A 24,234-nucleotide genomic window follows, 5' to 3' on the forward strand; every position below is an offset into this window, starting at 1 on the left:
GGTCGCGCAAGGGCGTATAACGCAGATATGGGCACTCAATTAGGGGCCGAACTCGACGCATGGTTGCGCGAAGGCGGAGTTATGGTCGCCTCGAGCGACCGTGCGGCCCGCGCACTGCAGGCCGATTTCCATCGCCGACGCCGTGTCGAGGGGCTATCTACGTGGCCAATGCCCAACATTGTTGACTGGAAGACCTTTGTCCGCACCGCATGGGAAGAGCGCAACCTCGACGGGCGTATTCTGCTCAACTCCGCGCAAGAGCAATCCATCTGGGCGCAGATCATCCACAGCGACAAGCATCTGCCGACCATGCTCCCGGCTTCAGTCCGCCGCCTCGCCTCCATGGCGATGGAAGCCCACGATTTGCTTTGCTCCTACGCGCCCCAGTTCCTACGCAAATCTTCGCGCGTCAGTTGGGATCAAGACGCAGGAGAGTTCGGCAAATGGCTGGCCTCTTTTGACGACCACTGCGCTAAAAACAGCCTGATCAGCCCCAGTCGCCTGCCGCTGGAATTAATTGCCCAATTGATGGATGACTCATCAGGTCGATCACCACTGTGCATTGCCGGCTTCGATCGCCTGGTTCTAACGCAACGCCGGCTCTTCGACGCATGGGGTCCTTGGAAACAATTTACGTTGCAAGATACGACTGCGCACCCGAGTTTCTATTCCGTTCGCGATGGCCGGACTGAACTTGAATCCTGTGCCTGGTGGTGCCGCGAACAACTCGCATCGAACCCACACAAGCGTCTGCTCGTGGTTACGCAGGACCTATCCCAGAGGCGCGGCGAAATCGAACGCGCCTTCCTTCGTTTCAAGGATGGTGACGCGCGGCAACCGTTTGAGTTCTCGCTGGGAATCGCTCTAACTTCAGTTCCACTCGCGCGCTCCGCCCTGTTGCTACTGCGTTGGCTTGGCGATGCACTGGATGAAAACGAAATCGATTGGCTCCTCGCAAGCGGTCTCGCGGCGACGCCGGATGAATCTGCGGATCTGCAGGATTACATGCGCAGACTCCGCAGTCGCGACTTGCAGCGCATGCAATGGTCTCTCGAAGCATTTCTGAACCAAACTCGATCCGGACTTTCGTTGCCGCTCCAGTGGACTCAACGGACGCTCACTGCCCAGCGCAGCCTGAAGCAATCGGGCAATTTGCAGAATCCCATCGACTGGGCAGATACCGTTCCGCACCTGCTCGAGACAATAGGCTGGCCAGCCGAGAAATCCCAAAGCAGTGTCGCGTTTCAGGCGCAGCGTCGCTGGCAGCAGGCATTGGATACTGCCGGTTCATTGGGCTTCGATGGCCGCCGTATCGACTGGTGCGAATTTCTCAGTGAACTTCAGCGCGCAGCCGACGAGTCGCTGTTTGCGCCGCAGTCCATCGATGCGCCTATCCAGATCGCGGGACCTGCCGAATCCGCCGGACTTACTGCCGACGCCATCTGGTTCCTTGGTGCCGACGACGACTCTTGGCCTGGGAGCTCGGCGATGCATCCCTTCCTGCCTCTTCACGTGCAACGAGATTCCGCAATGCCACACTCCTCCCCGCAACTGGACTGGCAATTCTCTTCCGCCATCACCCAACGTCTGCTTGCCTCGGCAGCTGAAGTCCATTTCAGTTGTGGGTTGCAGAGTGAAGAAGTGGAGACCAGTCCCTCGCGCCTCATCGCGCAGATTGCGGGCAAGCCACAGGCCCTACCCGCGTGGATGGCACCGCCGCCCTTCGACCCACCCATCGCCAAGCCTTTTCCCGATTCAAGCCGCGTTACCTTCTCTCAACATCGTCTCCACGGCGGAGCAAGCGCTCTTTCTGCGCAGTCGCAGTGTCCGTTCAAAGCGTTTACCACTGCGCGTCTCGATGCGAAGTCATGGGATGCCGCAGAGTTTGGACTGACCGCCAAGCAGCGCGGGCAGCTTCTTCACGATGTTCTTCACTCGGTGTGGTCGGGTCCACCGCGTGGCATCAGAACCCACTCCGATTTGATCGCACAAGCCGATCTCGTTTCTTTCGTCCGCAATCACGTTCGCAATGCTTTGCGGAAAAAAGTTCCCGACGCGGTTCGCGAACGGATGCCGGCACCTTATCTTGACCTCGAAGAAACACGCCTGGTTCGCCTCGTCACGGAGTGGCTAAAATTCGAATCTACGCGCGTTCCGTTCACGGTTGAAGAAACGGAAGCCGTTCGCACCGTTACGATCGCCGGACTGGAAATGAACCTTCGCCTCGATCGAGTTGACCGACTCATCGATGACTCTCCGCTGGTCATCGATTACAAGACTGGCACTGTTGATCCGAGGTCGTGGGAGCCGCCGCGACCGGACGATTTGCAGTTACCTCTCTACAAGGTTCTCGGGCTTGAGCCGATGCAGCCGTCCCTATTTGATAGCTACGGGGGTCCTGCCAGCGGAGGTTTGGTTTTTGCCAAGGTCCGTCCCGGCGACACGTGCTTTGCAGGCCGCGTTGCCGACGCTGTGAAGACGATCGATCCGAGTCTCACCGGAAAGAGCACCCTGGTCAAACGAAAGCTCACGGGCTTGGACGAATCGAATTGGAAGGAATACATCATTCGAATGGCCAAGGACTTCATCGATGGCCACGCCGAAGCCGATCCACGCGACTATCCAAAGACTTGCGAGCGCTGCGGGCTTCAGTCTGTCTGCCGAATCCAGGAACCCGAAAACCGAGCACGCCTTCAAGGTGAAATGAAGGAGGACGATGATGAAGGCTAGCTTGGTGCCCTCCGCTCCTCCTGATCAGGCGCAACGCATCTCAGCGCTCGATCCGCAACGCTCGATTCTCGTTCAGGCACCCGCAGGTTCGGGCAAGACTGATCTGCTTACCCGCAGATTCCTGCGTCTCCTCACAGAGGTTGACGATCCAATTCAGATCGTCGCCATAACTTTCACGCGGGCAGCGGCCGCCGAGATGCGCCATCGCATTCTCTCCGAACTTGAGAAAGCGGCTGGTCGCGCAACGTCAGACCAAGTCCACGACGAATTTTCCATGGAATCCCTTGCCGACCGAGCGCTAGCGAGGTCGCATAGCTTTGGCTGGCAGTTGCTTGACCTCACATCGCAACTGCGCATCTCCACGATTGATTCCTTCTGCCGCGAACTTGCAATTCAACAGCCGATATATTCCGGCGTTGGCAATAATCTGCAAATCAACGAGAGGCCCACCGATCTCTATCGACGCGCCGCGCGCCTCACTCTCAACAAGCTGGGAGACTCCCACCAGCCGGAACTAAGCGACTCAATCAGGGACCTGCTCCTCTGGCGCGACAACGGCTGGAAGGAGTTGGAAGAGCTCTTAGTCAAAATGCTCGCTCAGCGTGATCGCTGGATGCACAAATTCGTGCTGAGCCAGGAACCAGACTGGAATGAAATTCGCGAATGGCTCGAACGTCCGTTCGGCAACGCTGTTCGCTCCTCAATCGCAACCCTGACTCAACTTCTCAATCAGGTTCCCGGCGCGTGCGATGAAGCGCTTGAACTCGCACAATTCGCTTGCGAGCACGGCAGAGGAGAACTCCATCGTGAGTTGGCTGAACTGGCTGAATTTCCGTACGGTCCATATGACGACTCGATCGATCTCGAAAATGCACGAAGCGCCTATCTCTGCCTCGCAAATCTGCTGCTGACCAAAGATGGCGAATTCCGTCAGCAGATCGACATTCGTCTTGGCTTTCCCAAAGAGAATCTTGATGAAAAGCTTCGTCTGCAGGATCTGATTGCTCAACTCGCTGCCGTGCCCGGTCTTGAGAAGCAACTTGCCGGCATCGCGAAGCTTCCGCCCGCACGCTACAGCGACGAAGATTGGCAAATCGTGCGCGCAAGCTTCACGCTGCTGCGTCATGCCGCAGGCGAGTTAAAGGCCGTATTCGCTGAAGCAGGCGCCGTCGACTTTGTTGAAGTCGCGCAGATTGCCCGGCAGGTTCTGCTTGACGAAGATCGCTATCCAACCGACACGGCACTGGCCGCAGCCGATAACATTCGCCATCTCCTCGTAGACGAGTTCCAGGACACTAGCCGCCGCCAGCACGAATTCATAAGCGCGCTCATTTTGGCATGGCCGGAACGCACCGGCCGAACCCTCTTCGTTGTCGGCGATCCGATGCAGTCCATCTACTCGTTTCGCGACGCTGAGGCCGAACTCTTTGGCCGCGTCAAAGATGTGGGCTTCGAGTTTAGCGACGAGGAATCATTTCCTGTCGATCCTCTCAGGCTGACTGCAAACTTCCGAACCGATCCACAGCTTGTCTTTTCCACCAACGATGCCTTCGAGAAGGTCTTCGGCGAACCTGACGGAAGTGGCATTGAGTTCGCCAAAGCAGAGCCTGCTCGAAGCTCCTCCGCCGGCAACAAGAAGCGCTTTGAGCTTCATCTTCAGTTCATACCGCAAGTCAAGACAGGAAGCGCGAATGATCCTGAGTCGATCCGTGCCCGCGAAGAAATAAAGGTCCAACGTGAGACTGCGCGGACCTCTCAGGTTGCTGAACTCATCGCGCTCATACGAAGCCACCTGGATCGGGTGGATGCCGCCCGCATTGCCGGAAAGAAATATCGAATCGCCGTGCTTGGCCGCGCCCGGACCGCACTCGCTCCAATTGCCGCGGCCCTCCGAGAGGAGCAAATTCCATTTCGCGCCGTTGAACTTGAGAACCTGAAAGATCAGCCGGAGATTCTGGATGCTACCGCACTGGCACATGCCCTCTTCAATCCACAGGACCGCGTTGCATGGCTAGGCGTTTTGCGTGCGCCGTGGTGCGGCCTGAGTCTCGCCGAACTCCATACGATAGCCGGGACAGACGATGCGTTGCGACCGACTGCCCCCATTCCGGAATTGCTGCGCGATCGGCTTGATCTTCTCCCTACAGCATCGCGCAAAGCAGCCGAACGAGTCCTGAATGCGTTCGCATTTATGCCCAAGCTTCGTAATTCTTTGCCTACAGCTTCGACGGGAACGCTGGTCCAGCGAATCTGGCACTTGATCGGCGGGGATCAGTGCGTGAACGCGAGTGGCCGCGCCAATCTTGAGCTTTTCTGGAAGTTGCTCGATGATCTGCCTTCTGGTGAACAAGACCTGACCGGTCCGGCCCTGGATGCCGCTCTCGAAGACTTTTGCGCTCTTCCCGATCCAACGACGAGCAGCGAGTGCGGCGTGCAGCTCATGACGATTCATAAATCGAAGGGATTAGAATTCGAAATCGTTATCGTCCCGGACCTGCATGCGCGAAACGGCAGCAGCAAGTCAGATTTGCTTTCGTGGTTCGAGAGAGGCATTGCGGAGCCGAATGAGTCTGGCGATCTCACCGAATTCCTCGTTGCGCCCTTGCAATTCAAAGGAGAGGAGCGCGGCAAGGCAAAGACGTGGGTCGACAATATCCGCCGTCAACGCGAGCTGCAGGAAACACGGCGCATTCTATATGTCGCTGCCACGCGTGCCCGTGAAGAATTGCATATCTTCGCGCAGCCCACATACAAATCCGAAAACGGTGTTCTTACTCTGCTCGAGCCTCGCAATTCCCTGCTCGCCACGGCCTGGCCGGCGCTCGCCGATGAAATCCTTGACTCCTTTGATGAGTGGATGCACGCGCATCAAGGTTCTGGAGCGGATGTCGGACTCACCGTCCAGCAGTTAGCCGCATCAGGAGAAAGCAACCTCATCGTGATGCCATCGCCCGCGCAGCCAACCATCATCCGTCGCCTGCCGGAGGACTTTCACCACAGCGACTCGATCAATACAATGACGGCCTCGGCCGAATCCGTCATTGGTCTTGGCGACAACAATCTTTATCAACGCCATGAGGGTGGTTTGTTCTCGCGCGCACTAGGCAACGCAGTCCATAAACTGCTCGATGATCTCGCTCGCTTGTGCACGAACCTCGATTGGCATGAAGCGCGCAATGCACTTGAGAATTTTCGACCGCGCATCAGCGCCTCAGTCCGCTCCGTTGGCCTATCTGCCTCCCAAGCGCACGAGATCACATCGAAGGCGTACGAATGCGCTCTCAATGCCTCGCAAGATCCCTATGGCCAGTGGATTCTTTCGCAGCATTCCGAAGCCGCCAGCGAGTCCAGCTGGGCAGGCATCGTCTCCGGCGATCTTCGCCTTGTTCGCGTTGACCGCCTGTTCCGCGCTGGTCTCGAGCCGCTGCTGCCCGGTGACGGTGCGCTGTGGATCATTGACTACAAGACGGCGCACACCGACAATCTCGATCCCACCCTTGTGCTTCCTGGTTTTCGGGCTACGTTTGCACCGCAATTGAAAATCTATGCAGACGTTCTGCGCAATCTGCACGGAACAGATTTGCCGCTTCGTGCCGGGCTGTATTACCCGCGCATGTCTCTCTTCGACTGGTGGGAGATTTAGCGATCCGTTTTCATCGCGCCAAGCCCGATTGAGCGCATCAGTTCCAGCGCATTACTGGTCTTCACCACGCCCGGCTTGAGCTTGTAATCGAAGATGAGCTTGCCCTCTTCGAGCCGATCCTCAAAATGACAATTCTCAGCGCGCCCATCCATCGTTGCTGGAATCTCGGCAAGCGCAAGGTCGTGCGTGCTTACAACTCCAACCGCACCGCGATCAATCAGGCTCTTAACAATCAGCTTTGTACCCTCCAGCCGATCGTGCGAGTTCGTCCCCGATAACAACTCATCCATCAGAAACAAAACTGGTATCGGCCCGTTGGAGAGATCCTCGGTAATCTTCAGGCGGCGAATTTCGGCATAGAAGCGCGAGGTGCCACCCGAAAGCGAATCCAGCACGCAGATGGATGCCGCCACAGACAGTGACGACATTTTCAGCGCGTTGGCTCGCACCGGCGCGCCGCACTGGGCAAGAACCGCATTCACTCCAACCGAGCGAATGAACGTGCTTTTCCCGGCCATATTCGGCCCGCTCAGGACGATAAGCCGGAGATCATCGCCGAGCTTCACGTCGTTGCGAACAGCTTTTTTCGAAGGAAGCAGCGGGTGGGTCATGCCCTCTGTTTCAAACAGCGGACCCTTTTCTACAAACTGAGGCAGAACGTCGCCTGGATGTTCAAACGCATAGCCGGCCAATGCGGTCAGCGCCTCAAACTCACCGACCGCGTCGAGCCATTCGCGAATGTGCGGTCCAAACTCCTGCTGCCAACCCTCCGCCAGAAAGACGCACTGCGCGCTCCAGAAGGTCAGCACATCCAGCAAGCGCATTGCCGGATTGCGTCTCGACTCAAGGTAGCCGACGATGCGATCGAGCTTGCGAATCGCTTCCGATGGGACAAAGCGATCGTGCTTCAATCGCGCTTGAATGTTCTGCAACTTTTCGGCAGCGAATTGCCCACCGTCGATCAGTTTCAAGACACCTGCAAGTACATCAAGGTCCTTTGTCGCTTTCTCGATTGCCTCTGCAGATTCGTCCCATCGCGAATGCAAGCGATGCGCCCACGCTAGGTTGAGCGCCGAGATGGCCAAGCCAACTGATCCAAGTCCCCAAACTGCCCACGCCACCATGCCCGCTATCCACAAGGCTCCAAGCACACTTGTCGTGATGCGAATCGCAATACTCTTTAAAATCGGCCGCCGCGCTCCCCATTTCGACAACTCTTTGGGATGCACTCCAGCGCGTATCGTCTCTCCTAAGCAGAACAACTCTTCGTGCAATTGGATACGTGTGTTTAAGTCGCGAATTGCACCGTGCCGCGCAAGAATCTCCTCCGCCGGGGCAGCAACTAGCAACCATGCCGCCAGCGTTTCCTCACCCGCTCTCGTACGCGCCGTGCAAAGGAGTTCAAATAACGAACCCGATCCGAAAATATCCAGATCACGCGCGTATGGATGCGCCGCATCGAGAAATCTGTCCCCTCTTTCCCCGGTTCCCGCCCAGCGATCCTCCAGGCGAGCCTCTCCGCGCTCGTAGAATTCTATGGCGCGTTGCCTTAGTCGAATCTGTTGCAGGCGTTTTTCGTGGAGGATGGATAGATAGACGAATAGAACCGCGGGTATAAGCAGCAGCCAAAACAGCTTGATGTAATACAACAGAAGCAGCGCTGAAAGAATGGTCGCAAAAGCTACCGCAACTTTGGCGTATCCGAGGTTCCGTTCCAGATTCTTATCGGAGGCCTGCACCGCCCGCAACTCTCTCAGGCGCGCGGAGTACATCGCAGCGGGATCATTCAAATCTTTCGTTGTATCAATCGCGCCCATCGCACACCCCGCTCGTCTCAATCAAGACTAACGCAGTGAAGTTGGACGCTATATTGTGGGGGTTGCCATCAGCCAGCAGCTTCTGCGGCCTTCTTTTGTGCTGCCAGGACGCTTTTGTGGTGGCGCACGTCCGCACCCTGGATCCAGAAGATTACATCCTCGGCGATGTTGGTCGCGTGATCGGCAACCCGCTCAAGCGCGCGGCAGATCATCAGCGCGTTCAGCGCCTGCGGAGCAATATGGCTCTGCTCCTCCATCACCTTGGTCAGCGACTTGTAAGCCGCCCGGTTCATCTTGTCTACCGCATCATCCATTAGCAGCACGGCTCGAGCCAGTTCCGGGTCCGCATCGATAAAGGACTGCAGACTCTTGCGCACCATCTCTGCCGAGAGCGTCGCCATCCGCGGAATATCCACCGGCAAGTCCGGAACAGCAGCCATTTGTTCCATGTTGCGCACGCGCTCACTGATGCTCTTCGCTGCGTCGCCCACGCGTTCCAAGTCGGCATTGATTTTGATCACACTCAAGATGAAACGAAGGTCGATCGCCATTGGCTGCTCCATGGCCAGCAAATCCAGCGCCGCCTGATCGATGTCGCGCTCCAGCCGATTGATCGCCACTTCGCTTCGGCTCACCAGGTCGCAGATGGAGAGGTCGCGCACCCGGTACGCCTCAATTGCACGCTGAATCGCCTGCTCGGCCAAGCCGGCCATCACCAGCAAGTTTTCCTTAAGCTGGTCGAGACTCTGTTGAAAGCGAATGCGTGTCATCCGAACCGTCCCGTGATGTAATCCTCAGTGCGTTTGTCGCTTGGATTCGTAAAGATCTTATGCGTCGAATCGAACTCCACCATGCGCCCATTCAAGAAGAAGCCGGTCTTTTCCGCGACGCGCGCAGCCTGCTGCATGTTGTGGGTCACAATCACGATAGTGTACTGCGATTTGAGCTGAAAGATCAGGTCTTCTATTTTCGAAGTAGATACCGGGTCAAGCGCCGATGCCGGTTCGTCCATCAGCAGAACCTCGGGATCCACCGCAAGCGCACGCGCAATGCACAATCGCTGCTGCTGTCCTCCCGAGAGGCTCGCACCCGATTTCGATTTCAAATCATCCTTGACCTCATCCCACAAAGCCGAATCCTTGAGCGAACGTTCGACGATCTCATCCAGGGCGCGACGATTCGAATAGCCGTTGAGCTTAAGCCCTGATGCCACATTGTCATAAATCGACATAGTTGGAAACGGGTTTGGGCGCTGGAACACCATGCCCACGCGCCGCCTGATTTCAACCGGCTTCGCATCGCTATATATGTCCAGATCGCCGATGCGCACCGTTCCCGTGACACGCGCTATAGGATTTGTTTCGTGCATCCGATTCAGGCAGCGCACAAACGTGCTCTTGCCGCAACCAGATGGACCAATCAGCGCAGTGGCATGATTGGCCGGAATGTTCAGGTTGATGTCCTGCAGCGTGTGGTTGTTTCCGTACCACGCATTCAGGTTCGTCACCTCGATGCCTACACCCACCTAGCTTGCCCCTTTCAGAACTCCGCGGCTGGTCACATACCGCACCAGCGAAACAGCAATCACAATCAGCGCAATCAGCACCAGTGCTCCGGCCCATGCCAGGCGATGCTGATCCTCATACGGACCGGTCGCATACACCCAGATCTGCAATGGCAGCGCCTCTATCGGACGATTTGGATCGGTACTCCAGAATGCATTGCCCAACGCTGTGAAAATCAGCGGTGCAGTCTCTCCCGCGACGCGCGCGAATGCAAGCATGCAACCAGTGATAATTCCCGGCGACGCAGTTTTTACGGTAATGGAAAGTACCGAGCGCCAGTTCGGCAATCCCAGTCCCAAGGCTGCCTCCCGAATCGTATTCGGCACCATAAGCAGCATCTCTTCTGAAGTTCGCGCCACTGTAGGAATCATCATGATCCCCAACGCCACTCCGCCGGAAAAAGCCGAAAAGTGTCCCTGCGGAATCACAATCAGTGAATACGCAGCCAGGCCCATCACGATCGACGGAACGCCGTTGAGCACATCTGCAGTGAAGCGGATAGCGTTGGCCAGCTTTGTACCGCGACCGAATTCCGCAAGGTAGATTCCTGCGCCAATTCCGATCGGCACCCCAATCGCGCTCGCGATTCCAAGCAACACACCCGATCCAACAATGGCATTTGCCATGCCGCCACCCGACTCGCCCTCAGGCACCGGATTCTGCGTAAAGAACGCAAGGTTAAGTGAGCGAGCGCCCTTGTAGACCAGGTAGACAAAGATGGCGATGAGCGGCACGATCACCAGCGCGGTGGCGAGGATAGCTAACCCGGTCACCGCATGATCGGTAATCGTCCTGAATCCGGATTTGAAACTGGATCCTCTAGCCGCCATCGCTTCTCGTAGTCCCTGTCCCCGGTTCCCTGATTCCTGTTCCCTGCTCTTCAATGTGCACTCGCCGGCGCTCCACGCGTCACCGCCCAAACCAGAATTCGCGCCAGCGCATTCACGAGAATTGTCACAATGAACAATGCCAGCCCGATCTCAATCAGCGCGCTGCGATGCAAATCGCCGGAGGCCTCGGCAAATTCGTTGGCGATTACTGACGCCATCGTAGCCCCGTTCGCCAGCAGTGACTTGTTTATCTCCGGCGTATTGCCGATCACCATAGTCACGGCCATAGTCTCGCCAAGTGCGCGACCAAGCCCCAGGATGACAGCGCCCACAATGCCAATCCGCGCATTGCGCAGCACGCCCATGCGAATCATCTCCCAGCGTGTCGCTCCCAGCGCCAGCACTGCTTCGCGCTGCGAATGCGGCACGGCCGTCATCACCTCGCGCGTCAGTGAGGAAATGATCGGGAGAATCATAATGGCTAGAATTACGGCCGCAGCCACGTAACCCAGGCCGGTGGGATTGTCGTCGACAAAGAGCTTGGTCCATCCCAGATATTTCACCAGAAGCGGGTTCACATGTTCACGCAACAGCGGCACGAGAATAAACACGGCCCAAAGCCCATAAATGATGCTGGGAATCGCCGCAAGCAATTCCGTAATAAATGCCAGTGGTCCCCGCAGAAATCCCGGGCACATCTCGGTCAGGAAGATCGCTAGCCCGATCGCCAGTGGAACCGCGATCAAGAGCGACAGCAGCGAAGACACCAGCGTTCCGTACACAAACGGCAACGCACTGAAATGACCATTCACGGGATCCCAATACGTGGGCTGTCCCGAATAAGGATCATGCGCCGGTGTCATGTAAAAGAAATGAAAACCAAGATGATGCCAGGCCAGTCCCGAACGCAGTATCAGCTCCGTCAAAATCAGCAAAACAATGCCGAAAATGCTGAGCGCACAAATCACCATCAACACATGAAATGCACGGTCAGCAACAGCCGAGTTTCCCCGAGTCATCAGGAACTTGCGAACGTCGGACAACTCCTTCGGAGGCGCCGCTGCCCGTTCCGTGACCGAAACTTTTGGCGTAGCAGGAGTTGGAGACTGAGAGACGCGTATTTCTGGCACTTGAAGTGTCACCTTCCGTAGGCTACCGGGCAAAGATGAATAGAAGGTTACAAGGCTGCTAAATCAATGCATACAATACGCTTCAAGTGAGTGAAAATCTGTCTTTGTGCGATCGCTCATTCTATCTACTGCCTTTCTTCGATGCCTCGAGCACCCCGGTGAGCGTTTAACAACGCATAAAAACACAAATTCGAGTCGTTCCAACCCTGCGGGCTGTTCAAACTCCTATAAGCTGATGAACTGGAACTCATTAGGTCTATTTCTATGCGCCAAATCTCGCTGATTCTTGCCCTCGCCTTCGCGTCCACCAGCGTCTTCTCCCAATCCACGGTTCAGGCCGCGCCGCACCGCGAGTGGAAGGCGGCATGGATCACCCACCCCACTGCGCCTCTGCGCGAACCCATCGTTCTGCATTTCCGGCGGTCGCTAGACCTGCCATCGGTTCCTGCCACGTATCTCGTTCGTGTCAGCGCCGACAACCGCTTCATCCTGTACGTGAATGGAAAGCGAGTCGGTGACGGTCCTGCCCGAGGCGACCTAGCCCACTGGCGCTATGAGCGCTTCAATATCGCTCTATACCTCCGGTCTGGCCATAATCTCGTCACTGCGACCGTCTGGAACTTCGGTCTGTACGCCCCCGTCGCCCAGATAAGCGACCGCACCGCGTTTTTGCTCGAAAGCGAGGCATCCGGCGCAACCGGTATCAGCACCCCCGCGGGATGGCTGGTCGAAGAAGAACTTGGTCATACCCCGCTGGATCGCTCTACAGTGACCATCAAGACCTACCTGGCCTCTGGACCTGGGGAGCAGATCGATGCCTCCAAATACGACTGGAATTGGAACGCCGACTCTGCCGGATCGAATTGGGTTCCCGCCGCCAGCCCCATGCGCGACAGCATCTTCTCCGGCACCAATGTGGCCCACTCTGCCGACACTACCGGCGACAATTTTTGGGGGCTGGTTCCAGATGAATTGCCCAACATGGAATATTCACCCACGCCGTCAGGCGACGTCGTCAGACTCGACGACATCACTGCGAAACAGCCGGACGCGCGTTCGTTTCCTTCGAAACTGGCCAGCCTCCCTGCCCGCGGTCACTTTCACATTCTCCTCGACCGCAAAACCCTGACCACCGCCTATCCCGAACTTATCGTCTCAGGTGGCAAAGGCTCTCATATCGTTCTCACATACTCCGAGGCGCTCTATGACAAGGAACAGCACAAAGGAGACCGCGATGAAGTTGCCAATCGCGAGGCGCTCGGCCTAACCGACAGCTTCCTCCCCGACGGCGGCCAGCATCGCGTCTTCATGCCGCTCTGGTGGCGCACCTGGCGCTATCTAGATCTCAATATCACCACGGGGGACGAAGCTCTGACTCTCGAATCACTCAAGGCATATTTCACCGCCTACCCCTTCGAGGAGCGAGCCAAATTCGAATCCGATAATACTGACCTCGACAAGATCTGGGACATCAGCTGGCGCACTGCCCGTGATGACGCCCATGAAACCTACATGGATACGCCCTACTACGAGCAACTCCAGTACGTCGGCGACACTCGCATCCAGGCGCTTATCTCGTACACGGTTGCTGGCGACGACCGGCTTGGCCGACAGGCGATGGCCGCTTTCGACCAGTCCCGCATTCCTGAAGGCATCACGCGCAGCCGCTATCCCAGCAGTCTTCCACAGAACATCCCCACGTTCTCCCTGCTTTGGATCGGCATGCTCCACGACTACTGGATGTACCGCCCCGACCCTCAGTTTGTCCGCAGTGAACTTCAAGGTACGCGCGACGTCCTCACGTGGTATGCCAAATACGAAAACCCCGACGGCCTTCTTCGCGAACTCCCCTGGTGGAGTTTCATTGACTGGGTTCCCTCCGGTGAGATTCCCACTTACGACGAGCATCGCGAATCCTGCGTCACTTCCCTTCAGTACCTCGGCGCTCTCATCGAAGCTGCCGATCTCGAGCAGCATCTCGGCGACCCCACGCTGGCCACGCGCTACCAGTCCCGCATCGACCACATTCGACCTGCTCTGGCTTCAAAGTGCTGGGTGTCCTCCCGAGGAATGCTGGCCGACAACCCGGGTCAAAAGATGTTCAACCAGCAAGCCAACATCCTCGGCGTCCTCTACGACGTGATTCCCAAAGATCGTCAGCAAGACGTCTTGCACCGAATGCTTGCGATTGAACCAGGCACAACACCGGAAGGCGTATTAGCGGCCTCTTACTACTTCCGCTATTACCTCGCCCGCGCGCTTGACCATGCTGGCATGGCCGATGAATATCTCAGGTCCCTAGATCCCTGGCGCAAGCTGCTTCCGCTGCACTTCAGCACCTGGCCGGAGATCCCCGGCGACACCCGCTCCGATTCACACGCATGGTCGGCCCATCCTATCTACGACATGCTCACCCTTGTCGCCGGTATTGAACCCGCGAGTCCCGGCTTCGCAACCGTTCGCATCGCTCCCCACCTGGGCTCCCTTGATCACCTCAACGTGACCTTTCCACATCCTGAAGGCGATATAAAGGTCGAGTACCGCCGCGAAGGCTCCGAGCTGACCGCGTCAGTGACTCTACCCGGCACGCTCACCGGAACTTTTGTTTTCAACGGCAAAACACAGCCGCTCAAGCCTGGTCTTAACAATATTCGAGCGAAATAGCGAGGATGCTTTTCAAGGTTACCCCTTAAGAAAATCGATGTATTTATCATCGAATGGCTGTTCCGTGTTCCTCCTAAACGTGCTACAACTTCCAACATGGCAAGAAGCAAAGACTCGACGCCATCAGGGCACGTCAATTTAAGAACACTTGCTGAACACCTGGAGCTGTCACAGACCACCGTTTCGCTGGTTCTCAACAATTCACCTTCAGCAAAGTCCATCCCCCAGGAGACACGCAACCGCGTGCTCGAGGCGGCGGCGCGTCTCAACTATCGCCCCAATTACTTTGCGCGTTCGCTTCGCCAGAGCCGCTCCATGTCCGTCGGTGTGCTTGCACCCGATTTGAGCGAAGGCTACTTCACGCGCGTGATGAGCGGAGTGGTGCAGGAGCTCACACGCGCTCACTACTTCTACTTCACCGCCTGCCACGACTGGAATCGCGAACTGATTGAGCAGTACCCCCGCATGCTCGTAGAGCGCGCCGTCGACGGCTTCCTGCTTTTGAACACCCCTGCCGACCAGATTGAGGTTCCAGTCCCTGTTGTCGCGATTTCGGCGCATAGCGAAGTGCCAAACGTCACCAACATCGTCCTCGACCACCATGAGGCGGTCGCATCGGCGCTCAAACACCTCTATGAATTGGGTCATCGCCGCATTGCTTTCATGCGCGGCCCCCATGCTATTCCTGACTCTGAATTCCGCTGGCAGAGTATCCAGCAGGTCGCCGAAGAGATAGGATTGCGGATTGATCCGACGCTCGTGGTTCGCATCGATTCCGCAGGTTGGTCCATTAAGGCGGGCGAACACCCCATGGCTCCTGAAATCGGCCACAAACCCATGAAGGGTCTCCTCGACCAGACGCGCGACTTCACGGCAGTATTTTGCTTTAACGATATCGCTGCAATCGGCGCCATACGCGCCTTGAAGGATGCGGGTTTGCGCGTTCCTGAAGATGTCTCTGTCGTAGGTTTCGACGACATCCAGTCTGCCGCCTACAACACGCCGTCGCTCACCACGGTGCGGCAGCCTCTGTTTGAAATGGGTCAACGTGGAGCGCAGATTCTGCTCGAACGTATCGCCAATCGCGAGGCACCGTTCTCCGCTGAAGTTGTCATGGCGCCGGAATTAGTGATCCGCGAATCCACCGGTCCGGCTAAATATTTTAAGGAATATTGAAGGCCAATGCGCTGCGGAAGGCGTTATCCGCAGAAGGACTCAAACCATCGGCTGATATATACCTGAGCGTGTGCTTCGCCGCAGTAATGTCTCGCGTGAGGAGCGTCCGCAGCTTGCTTTGTCCATTTGAAGACCGTGAGTTGCGTGTCGCTGCAATGGATCACGACCCACCGGACAGGCCTCTCGCTCTCCTCCCCGCAAATCTCACATCGATAGATCGTGTCAATCACGAAAGACCTCCTGCTTGCGCTTGTCTACTCACTGTCCACTGCTCACTGTTCACTTCGCTGCTATTCAAGCATTTGCAAATCAAGGGGCGCCTCAAGCAGGCAGTCCATCTTGCCGATCTCTGCTAACGCCCGCTTCAGCGCCGACGATCTGCAGGGTTCCACTGTCACCACAAATGGCAACGCTTCCGACGGGTACCCGGGTTTCTGTACGATTGCTCGAATATTGATTCGCTCCCGGGCAAGTGCGCCCGTAATCTCCGACACAATCCCCGGCCGGTCCACCACGGTGAACCGAATGTAATGCGGCACTTCGAACTCCGCCCCAATCTTGGCCGGCACTGAAGGAATCGCCACGCGACGCGAACCATGCGCCAAAGCGAGCAAGTCACTTACGACTGCGACCGCAGTTGGATGTCCGCCCGCTCCGTGCCCTGAGAACACTACGTCGCCGCCATAGTGACCGGTCAGGATGACCATGTTTTCTGTACCGCGCGACCATGCCATTGGCGACCCTTTGTCCACCAGCATCGGCCCAACCGTCGCGGCGACTGCCCCATCCCGTTCCTCGGCCCGCGCCACCTGGCGAATCGTGCAGTTCAAATCCCGGGCATAACTGAAATCCACCGCCGTTACGCTTGTGATCGGCTGCGGCACAATCTCATCCGGATCGACCACCACGCGTAAAGCCAGGCGCATCAGGATGGCGAGTTTCGATCGCGCATCGAAGCCGCCCACGTCTTCCGTTGGATCGGTCTCCGCATAGCCTTTCGCCTGCGCCTCTGCCAGCACCGCCGCATACTCGGCGCCCGCCTCCATTTTGCTCAGGATAAAGTTGCAAGTTCCGTTTAGAATCCCCTCCATGCGCGCGATACGATCACCAGCCAGCCCCTGCTCTAGGCCGGGGATCACAGGAATTCCACCGGCAACCGCGGCACCATACTTCAGATGTCCGCCCTTGGCAGCGGCCAGCCGCTCGAGTTCGACGCCGTGATAGGCAATGAGTTTCTTATTGGCGGTGACAACGCTTTTGCCCGCTTCAATGGCTCTGCGGACCCAGTTGCCTGCCGGATCGAGTCCACCGACGAGCTCTACAATCACGTCCACGTCCGAAGCTAGAACCGACTCCCAATCCTCGCTCCAAACCACGCTCGGGGGAACCCAATCTGCCTTCTTCCGCGCGACGTTGCGGTTGTAGATATGCGTGATCTCGACCCCTTCAGGCTTTGACTCAAGCAATATCCTTGCTACCGAACTGCCCACAGTGCCGAATCCAAACAAGGCCACACGCAGCGGAAACCGCCCGGCATTATCAGCAGCACTTTGATCTTTCTCCGAAACAGCTTTCCCTTGAGACGGCATCAAATCCTTTGCGTGAATATCAGGAATTCAAGATGCAACGATGATACCTGACCGCATCACTTTTTCAGTATGGCTTGCCACTCCAAAGTTCATGTAGCATGAATGCCAGATGCGGCGCGCCCTCTCGATCCTGTTTGTTCTCCTCTTCGGAATGGGACCCCTTGCGGCCATCGTCGACCAGGGTGACGACGCATCGCTGCCTGCCTGCTGCCGCCGCCTCGGCGCTCACCACTGCGCCATGGCTTCAGCTGCACCATCACATTCGGGCCAGTCCGATTCGCGGTCGTCGCAGTTTCGCGCTCCGTCACACTGTCCCCTCTTTAACTTGCATGGCAACGCAAGTCCCTCGCCTATCGCGCTTTTCGCGCAGTCCTCGTTCCATGGCTCCTTTTCCAGCGGGAAGCTGCAAGCACTTTATTCGAGCTCATTCCCTGATCGCATCCATCTGCGCACACCAGCTCCCCGCGGCCCTCCTTCCTCTCCTCGCGCCTAACAATTAGCTGAATACCTTCCCTTGGTATCGCGCAGGCTCTTGCCTGCGCAGCCGCTATTCGGTCGAGAGGTCATTCCCATGCGTTCATTGCGTATCACGGCTGTCCTCGCTTTTTGTGCTGTGCCGATTCTGGCGCACGCAACAGTCTTCGCCACTGTTCATGGCATCGTCCACGATCCTCACCATCGTCCCATCGCCGCCGCACAAGTATCACTGCAGGCCGCGGAATCCACATTCGCTCTGCACGCAACCACAGCAGCCAACGGTACCTTCGAAATTCCGCAGATCCCCATCGGCGTCTACCGGCTGTCGGTGTCCGCAACAGGCTTTGCCGACTTTACAGAATCCCTCGCCATCACATCCTCCTCGAATCCCGTCCTGCATATCCCCCTCGCCATCGGCGGCTCGGAAGAGAGCGTCATCGTAAAGGCTTCCGATCGCAACATCATCTCCACCGAATCAACTACGCCCACCACCCTTGTGTCGCGCGAAGAAATCGCCGAAACTCCCGGTGCCAGCCGCACTCTCGGCATGGAGATGATCACCGATTTTGTTCCCGGTTCCTACATGACCCACAACATGCTGCACATGCGTGGCGGTCATCAGACGAGCTGGCTCATCGACGGAGTCTCCATCCCCAACACTAAGATCGATTCCAACGTCGGGCCGCAAATCGATCCCAAAGACATTGATGAAGTTGAGGCACAGCGCGGCAGCTACAAGGCCGACGTCGGCGATCGCACCTATGGCGTCTTCAACGTTCTGCCCCGCAATGGATTCGAACGCAATCGTGAAGCTGAACTGCTCGTCTCCGGCGGGAACCTCTATTCTGCCGAATCGCAAATCTCGCTCGGCGACCATAGCTCCAAAACCGCCTGGTACCTGAGTGGCACAGGATCGCGCTCCAACTATGGTCTGGAGACGCCCATTCCTGCTATTCGTCACGACGCGACAGATTCAGAAAGTGCATTCGCATCTCTGCTGCGCAATCAGACCTCTCAAGATCAACTCCGCCTCGATACGCAGTTCCGCAACGATTACTTCCAAATCCCTTACGACCCCGATCCCACTGACTGGGAGCAGGCGTCGAACTACTACAACTCAACAGGCCTGCGCGACACGCAGCGCGAGCGCGATTCTTTCGCCATCCTCAACTGGGTCCACACTCTCTCGCCCAAGTCTCAATTCCAGATCGCTCCGTTCTACCACTTCAATCAGGCAAGCTACGATTCACCTTCAACCGATTTCCCCGTCGCCACCACGTGGCATCAATCTTCAAACTACGTTGGAGCGCAGGCAGACCTTAGCGCGGAGATCGGTGGCAACAATCTCTCCGCTGGTCTCTACTCTTTTTTCCAACACGAGAACGACCTATTTGGCCTATTGATCAACGATCAGAGTTTTTCCGGATCAAGCGTGCCCAACACCACCGCCACGCAAAATGCCGGACTTCTCGAGGTGCACTTTTCCGATGAGTTCAAGCTCGCCCGTTACTTCTCTCTATACGGCGGAATGCGGATATCCAGCTATCACGCAGAACTTAGCGAGTCAGCGGTCTATCCGCGCATCGGTGCCACCCTCGAAATTCCGCACCTGCACTGGGTATTCCGTGGATACTATGGCCACTACTTCCAGCCTGCCCCGGTGCAAACCGTCTCACCTGCGCTGCTAAATTATGTGAATGATCAGAGTGGTCAGAACGCTTTTGTACCGCTTCCCTCGGAGCGCGACGAAGAGCATCAATTCGGAGTGACGATTCCATGGCGAGGCTGGTCGGTCGATGTTACTAACTTTAAAAACCGGGTGAATAATTTCCTGGACCATGCCAACGTTGGAGAGTCCAACATCTACTTCCCCATTGCCGTTGACGGCGCTCTAATCCGCGCATGGGAACTGGCGGTCCGCTCACCGCAACTCGCGCACCTCGGCCAGTTCCATCTCGCCTACTCCAATCAGATCGCAGAACAGCGCGGCAACGTCATCGGCGGTTTTACCTGCAGCGATCCCAATGACGAAGCTTGCAATCTCGGCCCTGACTACGTTCCGGTCGATCACGATCAGCGTCACACCCTCAATACCGGCTTCACTGCGAAGCTTCCTTCGCGAACCTGGTTTGCAACGAATGTTTACTACGGATCTGGATTCACGAATGGCCTCGCAGGCAGCGACATTGGCCCCTATAACGGCCACTACCTGCCGGTCCACACCACGCTCGACGCGTCAGTCGGCCGCAACTTTGGCGAGAAATTATCCATGTCCATCAGCGCAATCAACGTCACCAATCATCGCGTCCTGCAGGACAATTCCATCACCATCGGCGGCTTCCACTTCAACGAGCCCCGCATGCTCTCCGCCCAGCTCCGCTACCGCTTCCACTTCTAATCAAGCAATCCGTTCTTCATACAGCTGTCATCCTGAGCGGAGCAGCTTGGGGCCCCCGCAAAGTTGGGGTAAGCGGAGCGAAGGATCTGCTTTTGTTTTTATTCGTACACTTCAGCTTAGGGCGCCTAGGAAAGCTCGAACAATTCAGGCAGAACTTCCCCGGCCTTACCTTCCACCACATTTGTAAACGCATGCGCATTCAGCGGAGGTTCCGGCCCGATGTATACCGTCCGTGCACCAGCCTGTCGCGCCCAATGCACAAAGTTTGCCGCGGGATAGACTGATCCGGACGTCCCCACCACCACCATCAAAGTTGCCCGTGCGATCTCCCGCTGTATTCGATCCATCTCCAGCGGAATCTCGCCAAAGAACACGATGTGTGGCCTCAATCGTGCGCCACATTTACAACGTCCGACTTCGTCAAGGCTTTTGTAGACGGTGTGATCCTCAACCGGCAGTTCACCGCAATCATCCTCGCAGCGCGACTTGGCCAGTTCACCGTGCATGTGCACCAGGCGTTTCGATCCGGCGCGCTCATGCAGGTCATCCACGTTTTGCGTGCAAAGAAAAAACCGGTCGCCCAACTCCGCTTCAAGTTTGGCCAGCGCGACGTGTGCCGGATTCGGCGCGGCCTTCGCGCCTTGCTCTCTGCGCTCTGAATAGAACTGCCACACCAATGCAGGGTTCAGTTCCAATGCCTCTGGAGTGCAAACATCCTCCACGCGATGTCCCGCCCACAACCCATCCGAAGCGCGAAACGTAGGCAGCCCGCTCTCCGCGCTGATCCCTGCCCCCGTCAAAACAAAAACTCTATCCGCCGGCCCTATTGAAATCATCGTTGACTTCTGCAAATCTTCAACCCAGTCCATTGCACACTATTCAAATGATCACTGGTCACTGTCTCTTACGGCTCCAGCAAAATCTTTCCCGTCGTCTTGCGGCATTCCAACTCCGACTGCGCCCTTCCGGCCTCAGACAGCGGAAACACATGTTCCATGCGCAGTTTCAAATCGCCCTTTGCCACCGAGCCCAGCACCTCGCCAGCGCGCCATTCTAATTCCTGCCTCGTCGCCACGTAATGCCACAGCGTAGGACGTGTCACAAACAGCGAACCCTTGCCGCTCAGTTGGATCAGATCGAATGGTGGAACCGGTCCGCTCGATCCGCCAAACAGCGCCAGCAGACCGCGAGGCCTCAGGCAATTCAAGCTGCCATCAAACGTCGTCTTGCCCACCGAGTCGTAGACGACATCCACGCCCTTGCCGCCAGTCAGGCGCTTCACCTCGGCGACAAAATCCTGCTCGGTGTACAGAATCACTTCAGAGGCACCTGCTTCGCGCGACAACTCCGCTTTCTCTTTGGTCGAAACAGTCGTAATCACGCGTGCGCCAATGCGCGATGCAATTTGCGTCAACAGCAATCCAACACCGCCAGCGCCTGCATGCACCAGCGCCGTGTCTCCAGCTTTCAATGGATACGTTGACGTGGCTAGATAATGCGCCGTCATTCCCTGCAACATCGCGGCGGCTGCCTGCTCCGGAGAAAGCGCATCCGGCACCTTCACCAGTTGCGACGCTGGCACCAGCGCATACTCCGCATAGCTGCCCAGCACACCTACCGACGCCACCGCATCGCCAGGCTTGAAACCAGTCACTCCCGACCCAAGATCTTCGATTGTTCCCGCGGCTTCGCTGCCCGGTGTCATCGGCAGCGTTGCTTTATACGTGCCTTTGCGGAAATAAATTTCGATGAAGTTCACGCCGATTGCTTCAACGCGAATCAGCACTTGCCCAGGACCGGGCACAGGAATCGGCAATTCGGCGAGCTGCAGAACTTCAGGACCGCCGGTACTCTGAATCTGTATTGCGTTCATACATGCGCAAGAATGCACCCTTACACCCGCAAACTGCAAGCAGTGTATTTCCCCGCATATCCACGCCTAATGGTGAATCACAGCGACAGCCGCCTGATCCAGCACAACGTGGACAAAGGAAAGCCCCGCTCGGATTCGCTCCGTGCGGGGCTTTGGTTTTTCTAATCTCTGTTCCCCGATCCCTCTTCCGCGCTCTTGAAAAATTCCTGCTTTTAAAAACTATCGTCGCGCCGATCCGTCAAGATGCTGGGTTCTTCCGGCGTACGCAGCCGCACAATTCGATCAATCGCATACGGCGCACGTTGCTGCGAAGTGTGGAAATGCCGCACCTGCAACTCGCCCAGGAGTCCGATCGCTAGCATTTGAATGCCCGCCAGAATCAACACTCCCGCAATCACGAAAAGTGGACCGTGCACGTCCATCACGTTCTGGTGAGGATGCACAATCTTCATGCCAAGCAGCAGCGCTGAAATAAAGCTACCCGCGAGAATACCCAGCGCACCGAAGCTGCCGAAAAAGTGCAACGGCCGGCTCATGTACTTCAGTAGAAAACGGATCGTCAGCAGATCGAAAAACACACGGAAAGTGCGACCAATACCGTAGTGGCTCTTGCCACGTTCGCGATGAACGTTCTTAATCGGAATCTCACAGATCGAAGCGCCATACCAGCTCGCCAGCGCCGGAATGAAGCGGTGCATCTCGCCGTAGAGAGGAATATTCTGAATCACTTCATGCCGGTACGCTTTGAACGTCGTTCCGAAATCATGAATATCCACGCCCGAGAGCTTCGCCATCAACCAGTTCGCACAGCGCGAAGGAATGCGCCGCATCACAAAGTTGTCGATGCGCTCCTTGCGCCAGCCCGACACCACGTCGTAGCCCTCTTCCAGCTTCTCGAGGAAGTTCGGAATCTCGTTGGGATCGTGCTGCAGATCGCCATCCATCGCCAGGATGTATTCACCTGAAGCATGATCAAATCCTGCTGCCAGCGCCGACGTCTGCCCGAAATTCCGGCGCAGCTTTACCACCAGCACGCGGCTATCCACCGCGGCTATCTCTTCCAACAACTTGTATGTGCGGTCGCTGGAACCGTCGTCCACCAACACCAGCTCAAAGTTGTCGCCCACCTGTTCCATTACCTGCTTCAGGCGCGCGTACAAGACAGTTACATTGTCTTCTTCATTGTGGAAAGGGACGACAATCGAATACTTCGGCATATCTATAGTATAGACGCGAGTTAAGTTGGAAAGGCGCACTTATTCGTTACTGAATATAGGCGATGAAAAGCGCAATCCACCACTAGCCTTGCGGAGAGAAAGACTACCGGTCTAGCTCGTCGAGCATTCCCTGCATCTCGCTGAGAGCATGGCGGTTGCCCGTCCTGGCCGCGCAGCCGATTCCGGCCTTCAGCTTCTCAATAGCTTCGGAATTGCGCTCCGCCTTTGCCAGCGTCTGCGCCGACATAAAATACGCCGCCGTATAGTCTGGATTCTGCTCAATCAGGACGTCGAATTCCCGCAGTGCTGTTTCAACTTCACCGCGGTTGGCCAATTCCATTGCGATGCCGTAGCGTGCAAAGGCATTCTTCGGATCAAGGGCAAGAATTTCTTTCAGTCCAGCAATTTTGTCCGTTGTGCTCATAATGGGGGATTTCTGCACCAGGGCGATTTGCGTAATTGGCGTCGATTGCCGAAACTGGAACTGGTGCTTCGGCACAAAGGTTCACTCGTGTTTCTATTGTAGCTGGAGTGAACCTCACTCTGAACCCCGTAACCAAGAGATGGAGCAAGTGATTTCAATGAGCACGGTTCAAGCAAACCCGCAAGTGCGCACCGTCGCCAGTTCGCAGTCCGAGATGACGGAGGTTATCCTCCCCAACGATGCCAACACCCTCGGCAATCTACTCGGCGGCCGCCTGATGCACTTCATCGACCTCACCGGAGCCATCGCTGCCTATCGCCACTCCCGCACCCACGTCGTCACCGCAGCCATGGATCACATCGACTTTATTCAGCCAGTACACGTCGGCGACCTGCTCATTCTCAAGTCCAGCGTCAATCGCGCCTTCAATAGCTCGCTTGAGGTCGGTGTCAAGGTCTGGGTGGAAGATCCGCAGACCGGAACCCACCTGCATGTTGCCAGCGCTTACCTCGTATTCGTTGCAGTTGACGAGCATGGTCGCCGCCAGAAGCTTCCCCAGGTGCAGCCTGAAACTCCCGACGAAACGCGCCGCTACAACGATGCGCTTCTTCGCCGTCAGCATCGCGAATCCGAAGCAGCTCGCCGCAAGCAGGAGCGACGCGATACAGGTCTCACCAGAGCCTGACACGAAACACTAACCT

General features: G+C 56.8%; 16 protein-coding genes. 6 read left to right on the forward strand and 10 right to left on the reverse strand.

Annotated features, from left to right (window positions below; all coding sequences use genetic code 11):
• Positions 1-27 precede the first annotated feature (27 nt).
• Entirely contained in the window at positions 28-2,730 is a 2,703-nt protein-coding gene (locus tag P8935_RS18205) for a PD-(D/E)XK nuclease family protein (RefSeq protein ID WP_348261723.1), read from the forward strand.
• Positions 2,717-6,373 carry a UvrD-helicase domain-containing protein gene (locus P8935_RS18210; protein WP_348261724.1) on the forward strand — a complete coding sequence of 1,219 codons (3,657 nt, stop codon included), beginning with the start codon at positions 2,717-2,719 and terminating at the stop codon, positions 6,371-6,373. Before P8935_RS18205 ends, P8935_RS18210 begins: the two co-directional genes overlap by 14 nt.
• Here P8935_RS18210 and P8935_RS18215 read toward each other — a convergent pair.
• From P8935_RS18215 to pstC, 5 genes are all read right to left on the reverse strand, one after another.
• On the reverse strand, positions 6,370-8,190 hold the full coding sequence (locus P8935_RS18215) for a mismatch repair protein (protein WP_348261725.1): 1,821 nt from the start codon (positions 8,188-8,190) through the stop codon (positions 6,370-6,372). The genes P8935_RS18210 and P8935_RS18215 overlap by 4 nt on opposite strands.
• A gap of 68 nt (positions 8,191-8,258) precedes the next feature.
• The gene (gene phoU / locus P8935_RS18220) at positions 8,259-8,960 is read right to left on the reverse strand and encodes a phosphate signaling complex protein PhoU (protein WP_348261726.1); all 702 of its coding nucleotides are present in this window, start codon (positions 8,958-8,960) and stop codon (positions 8,259-8,261) included.
• Positions 8,957-9,715, reverse strand: a complete 759-nt coding sequence (pstB, locus tag P8935_RS18225; protein WP_348261727.1) for a phosphate ABC transporter ATP-binding protein PstB — start codon at positions 9,713-9,715, stop codon at positions 8,957-8,959. Before pstB ends, phoU begins: the two co-directional genes overlap by 4 nt.
• A complete protein-coding gene (pstA, locus tag P8935_RS18230) occupies positions 9,716-10,585 on the reverse strand; it encodes a phosphate ABC transporter permease PstA (RefSeq protein ID WP_348261728.1) in 870 nt (289 codons plus the stop codon).
• Between the two features lie 50 nt (positions 10,586-10,635).
• A complete protein-coding gene (gene pstC, locus P8935_RS18235; protein WP_348261729.1) occupies positions 10,636-11,715 on the reverse strand; it encodes a phosphate ABC transporter permease subunit PstC in 1,080 nt (359 codons plus the stop codon).
• A 264-nt stretch (positions 11,716-11,979) separates the two neighbouring features.
• On the opposite strand from pstC, the gene P8935_RS18240 reads away from it, so the two are divergent.
• Positions 11,980-14,379, forward strand: a complete 2,400-nt coding sequence (locus tag P8935_RS18240; RefSeq protein WP_348261730.1) for an alpha-L-rhamnosidase C-terminal domain-containing protein — start codon at positions 11,980-11,982, stop codon at positions 14,377-14,379.
• A gap of 96 nt (positions 14,380-14,475) precedes the next feature.
• On the forward strand, positions 14,476-15,555 hold the full coding sequence (locus tag P8935_RS18245) for a LacI family DNA-binding transcriptional regulator (RefSeq protein WP_348261731.1): 1,080 nt from the start codon (positions 14,476-14,478) through the stop codon (positions 15,553-15,555).
• A 290-nt stretch (positions 15,556-15,845) separates the two neighbouring features.
• Here P8935_RS18245 and P8935_RS18250 read toward each other — a convergent pair whose 3' ends face one another.
• The gene (locus P8935_RS18250) at positions 15,846-17,144 is read right to left on the reverse strand and encodes a homoserine dehydrogenase (RefSeq protein WP_348261732.1); all 1,299 of its coding nucleotides are present in this window, start codon (positions 17,142-17,144) and stop codon (positions 15,846-15,848) included.
• 571 nt (positions 17,145-17,715) lie between these two features.
• Between P8935_RS18250 and P8935_RS18255 the strand changes: the two genes are divergently transcribed.
• A complete protein-coding gene (locus tag P8935_RS18255; RefSeq protein ID WP_348261733.1) occupies positions 17,716-20,019 on the forward strand; it encodes a TonB-dependent receptor in 2,304 nt (767 codons plus the stop codon).
• Positions 20,020-20,144: 125 nt separating this feature from the next.
• Here P8935_RS18255 and P8935_RS18260 read toward each other — a convergent pair whose 3' ends face one another.
• The 4 genes from P8935_RS18260 to P8935_RS18275 all read right to left on the reverse strand — a co-directional run bounded on the left by P8935_RS18260 (position 20,145) and on the right by P8935_RS18275 (position 23,533).
• Complete coding sequence (locus P8935_RS18260; protein WP_348261734.1) at positions 20,145-20,855, reverse strand: NAD-dependent deacylase; 711 nt, start codon at positions 20,853-20,855, stop codon at positions 20,145-20,147.
• 68 nt (positions 20,856-20,923) lie between these two features.
• Positions 20,924-21,892: a quinone oxidoreductase gene (locus P8935_RS18265; protein WP_348261735.1), complete on the reverse strand. Its 969-nt coding sequence runs from the start codon at positions 21,890-21,892 to the stop codon at positions 20,924-20,926.
• A gap of 212 nt (positions 21,893-22,104) precedes the next feature.
• Positions 22,105-23,109 carry a glycosyltransferase family 2 protein gene (locus P8935_RS18270; protein ID WP_348261736.1) on the reverse strand — a complete coding sequence of 335 codons (1,005 nt, stop codon included), beginning with the start codon at positions 23,107-23,109 and terminating at the stop codon, positions 22,105-22,107.
• A gap of 103 nt (positions 23,110-23,212) precedes the next feature.
• On the reverse strand, positions 23,213-23,533 hold the full coding sequence (locus P8935_RS18275) for a hypothetical protein (protein WP_348261737.1): 321 nt from the start codon (positions 23,531-23,533) through the stop codon (positions 23,213-23,215).
• Positions 23,534-23,690: 157 nt separating this feature from the next.
• Here P8935_RS18275 and P8935_RS18280 point away from each other — a divergent pair, with 157 nt between their 5' ends.
• Positions 23,691-24,218, forward strand: coding sequence for an acyl-CoA thioesterase (locus tag P8935_RS18280; protein WP_348261738.1), 528 nt, complete (start codon positions 23,691-23,693; stop codon positions 24,216-24,218).
• The last annotated feature ends 16 nt before the right edge of the window (positions 24,219-24,234 follow it).

The sequence above is a fragment of the Telmatobacter sp. DSM 110680 genome (assembly GCF_039994875.1).
Taxonomy (GTDB): Bacteria; Acidobacteriota; Terriglobia; order Terriglobales; family Acidobacteriaceae; genus Telmatobacter.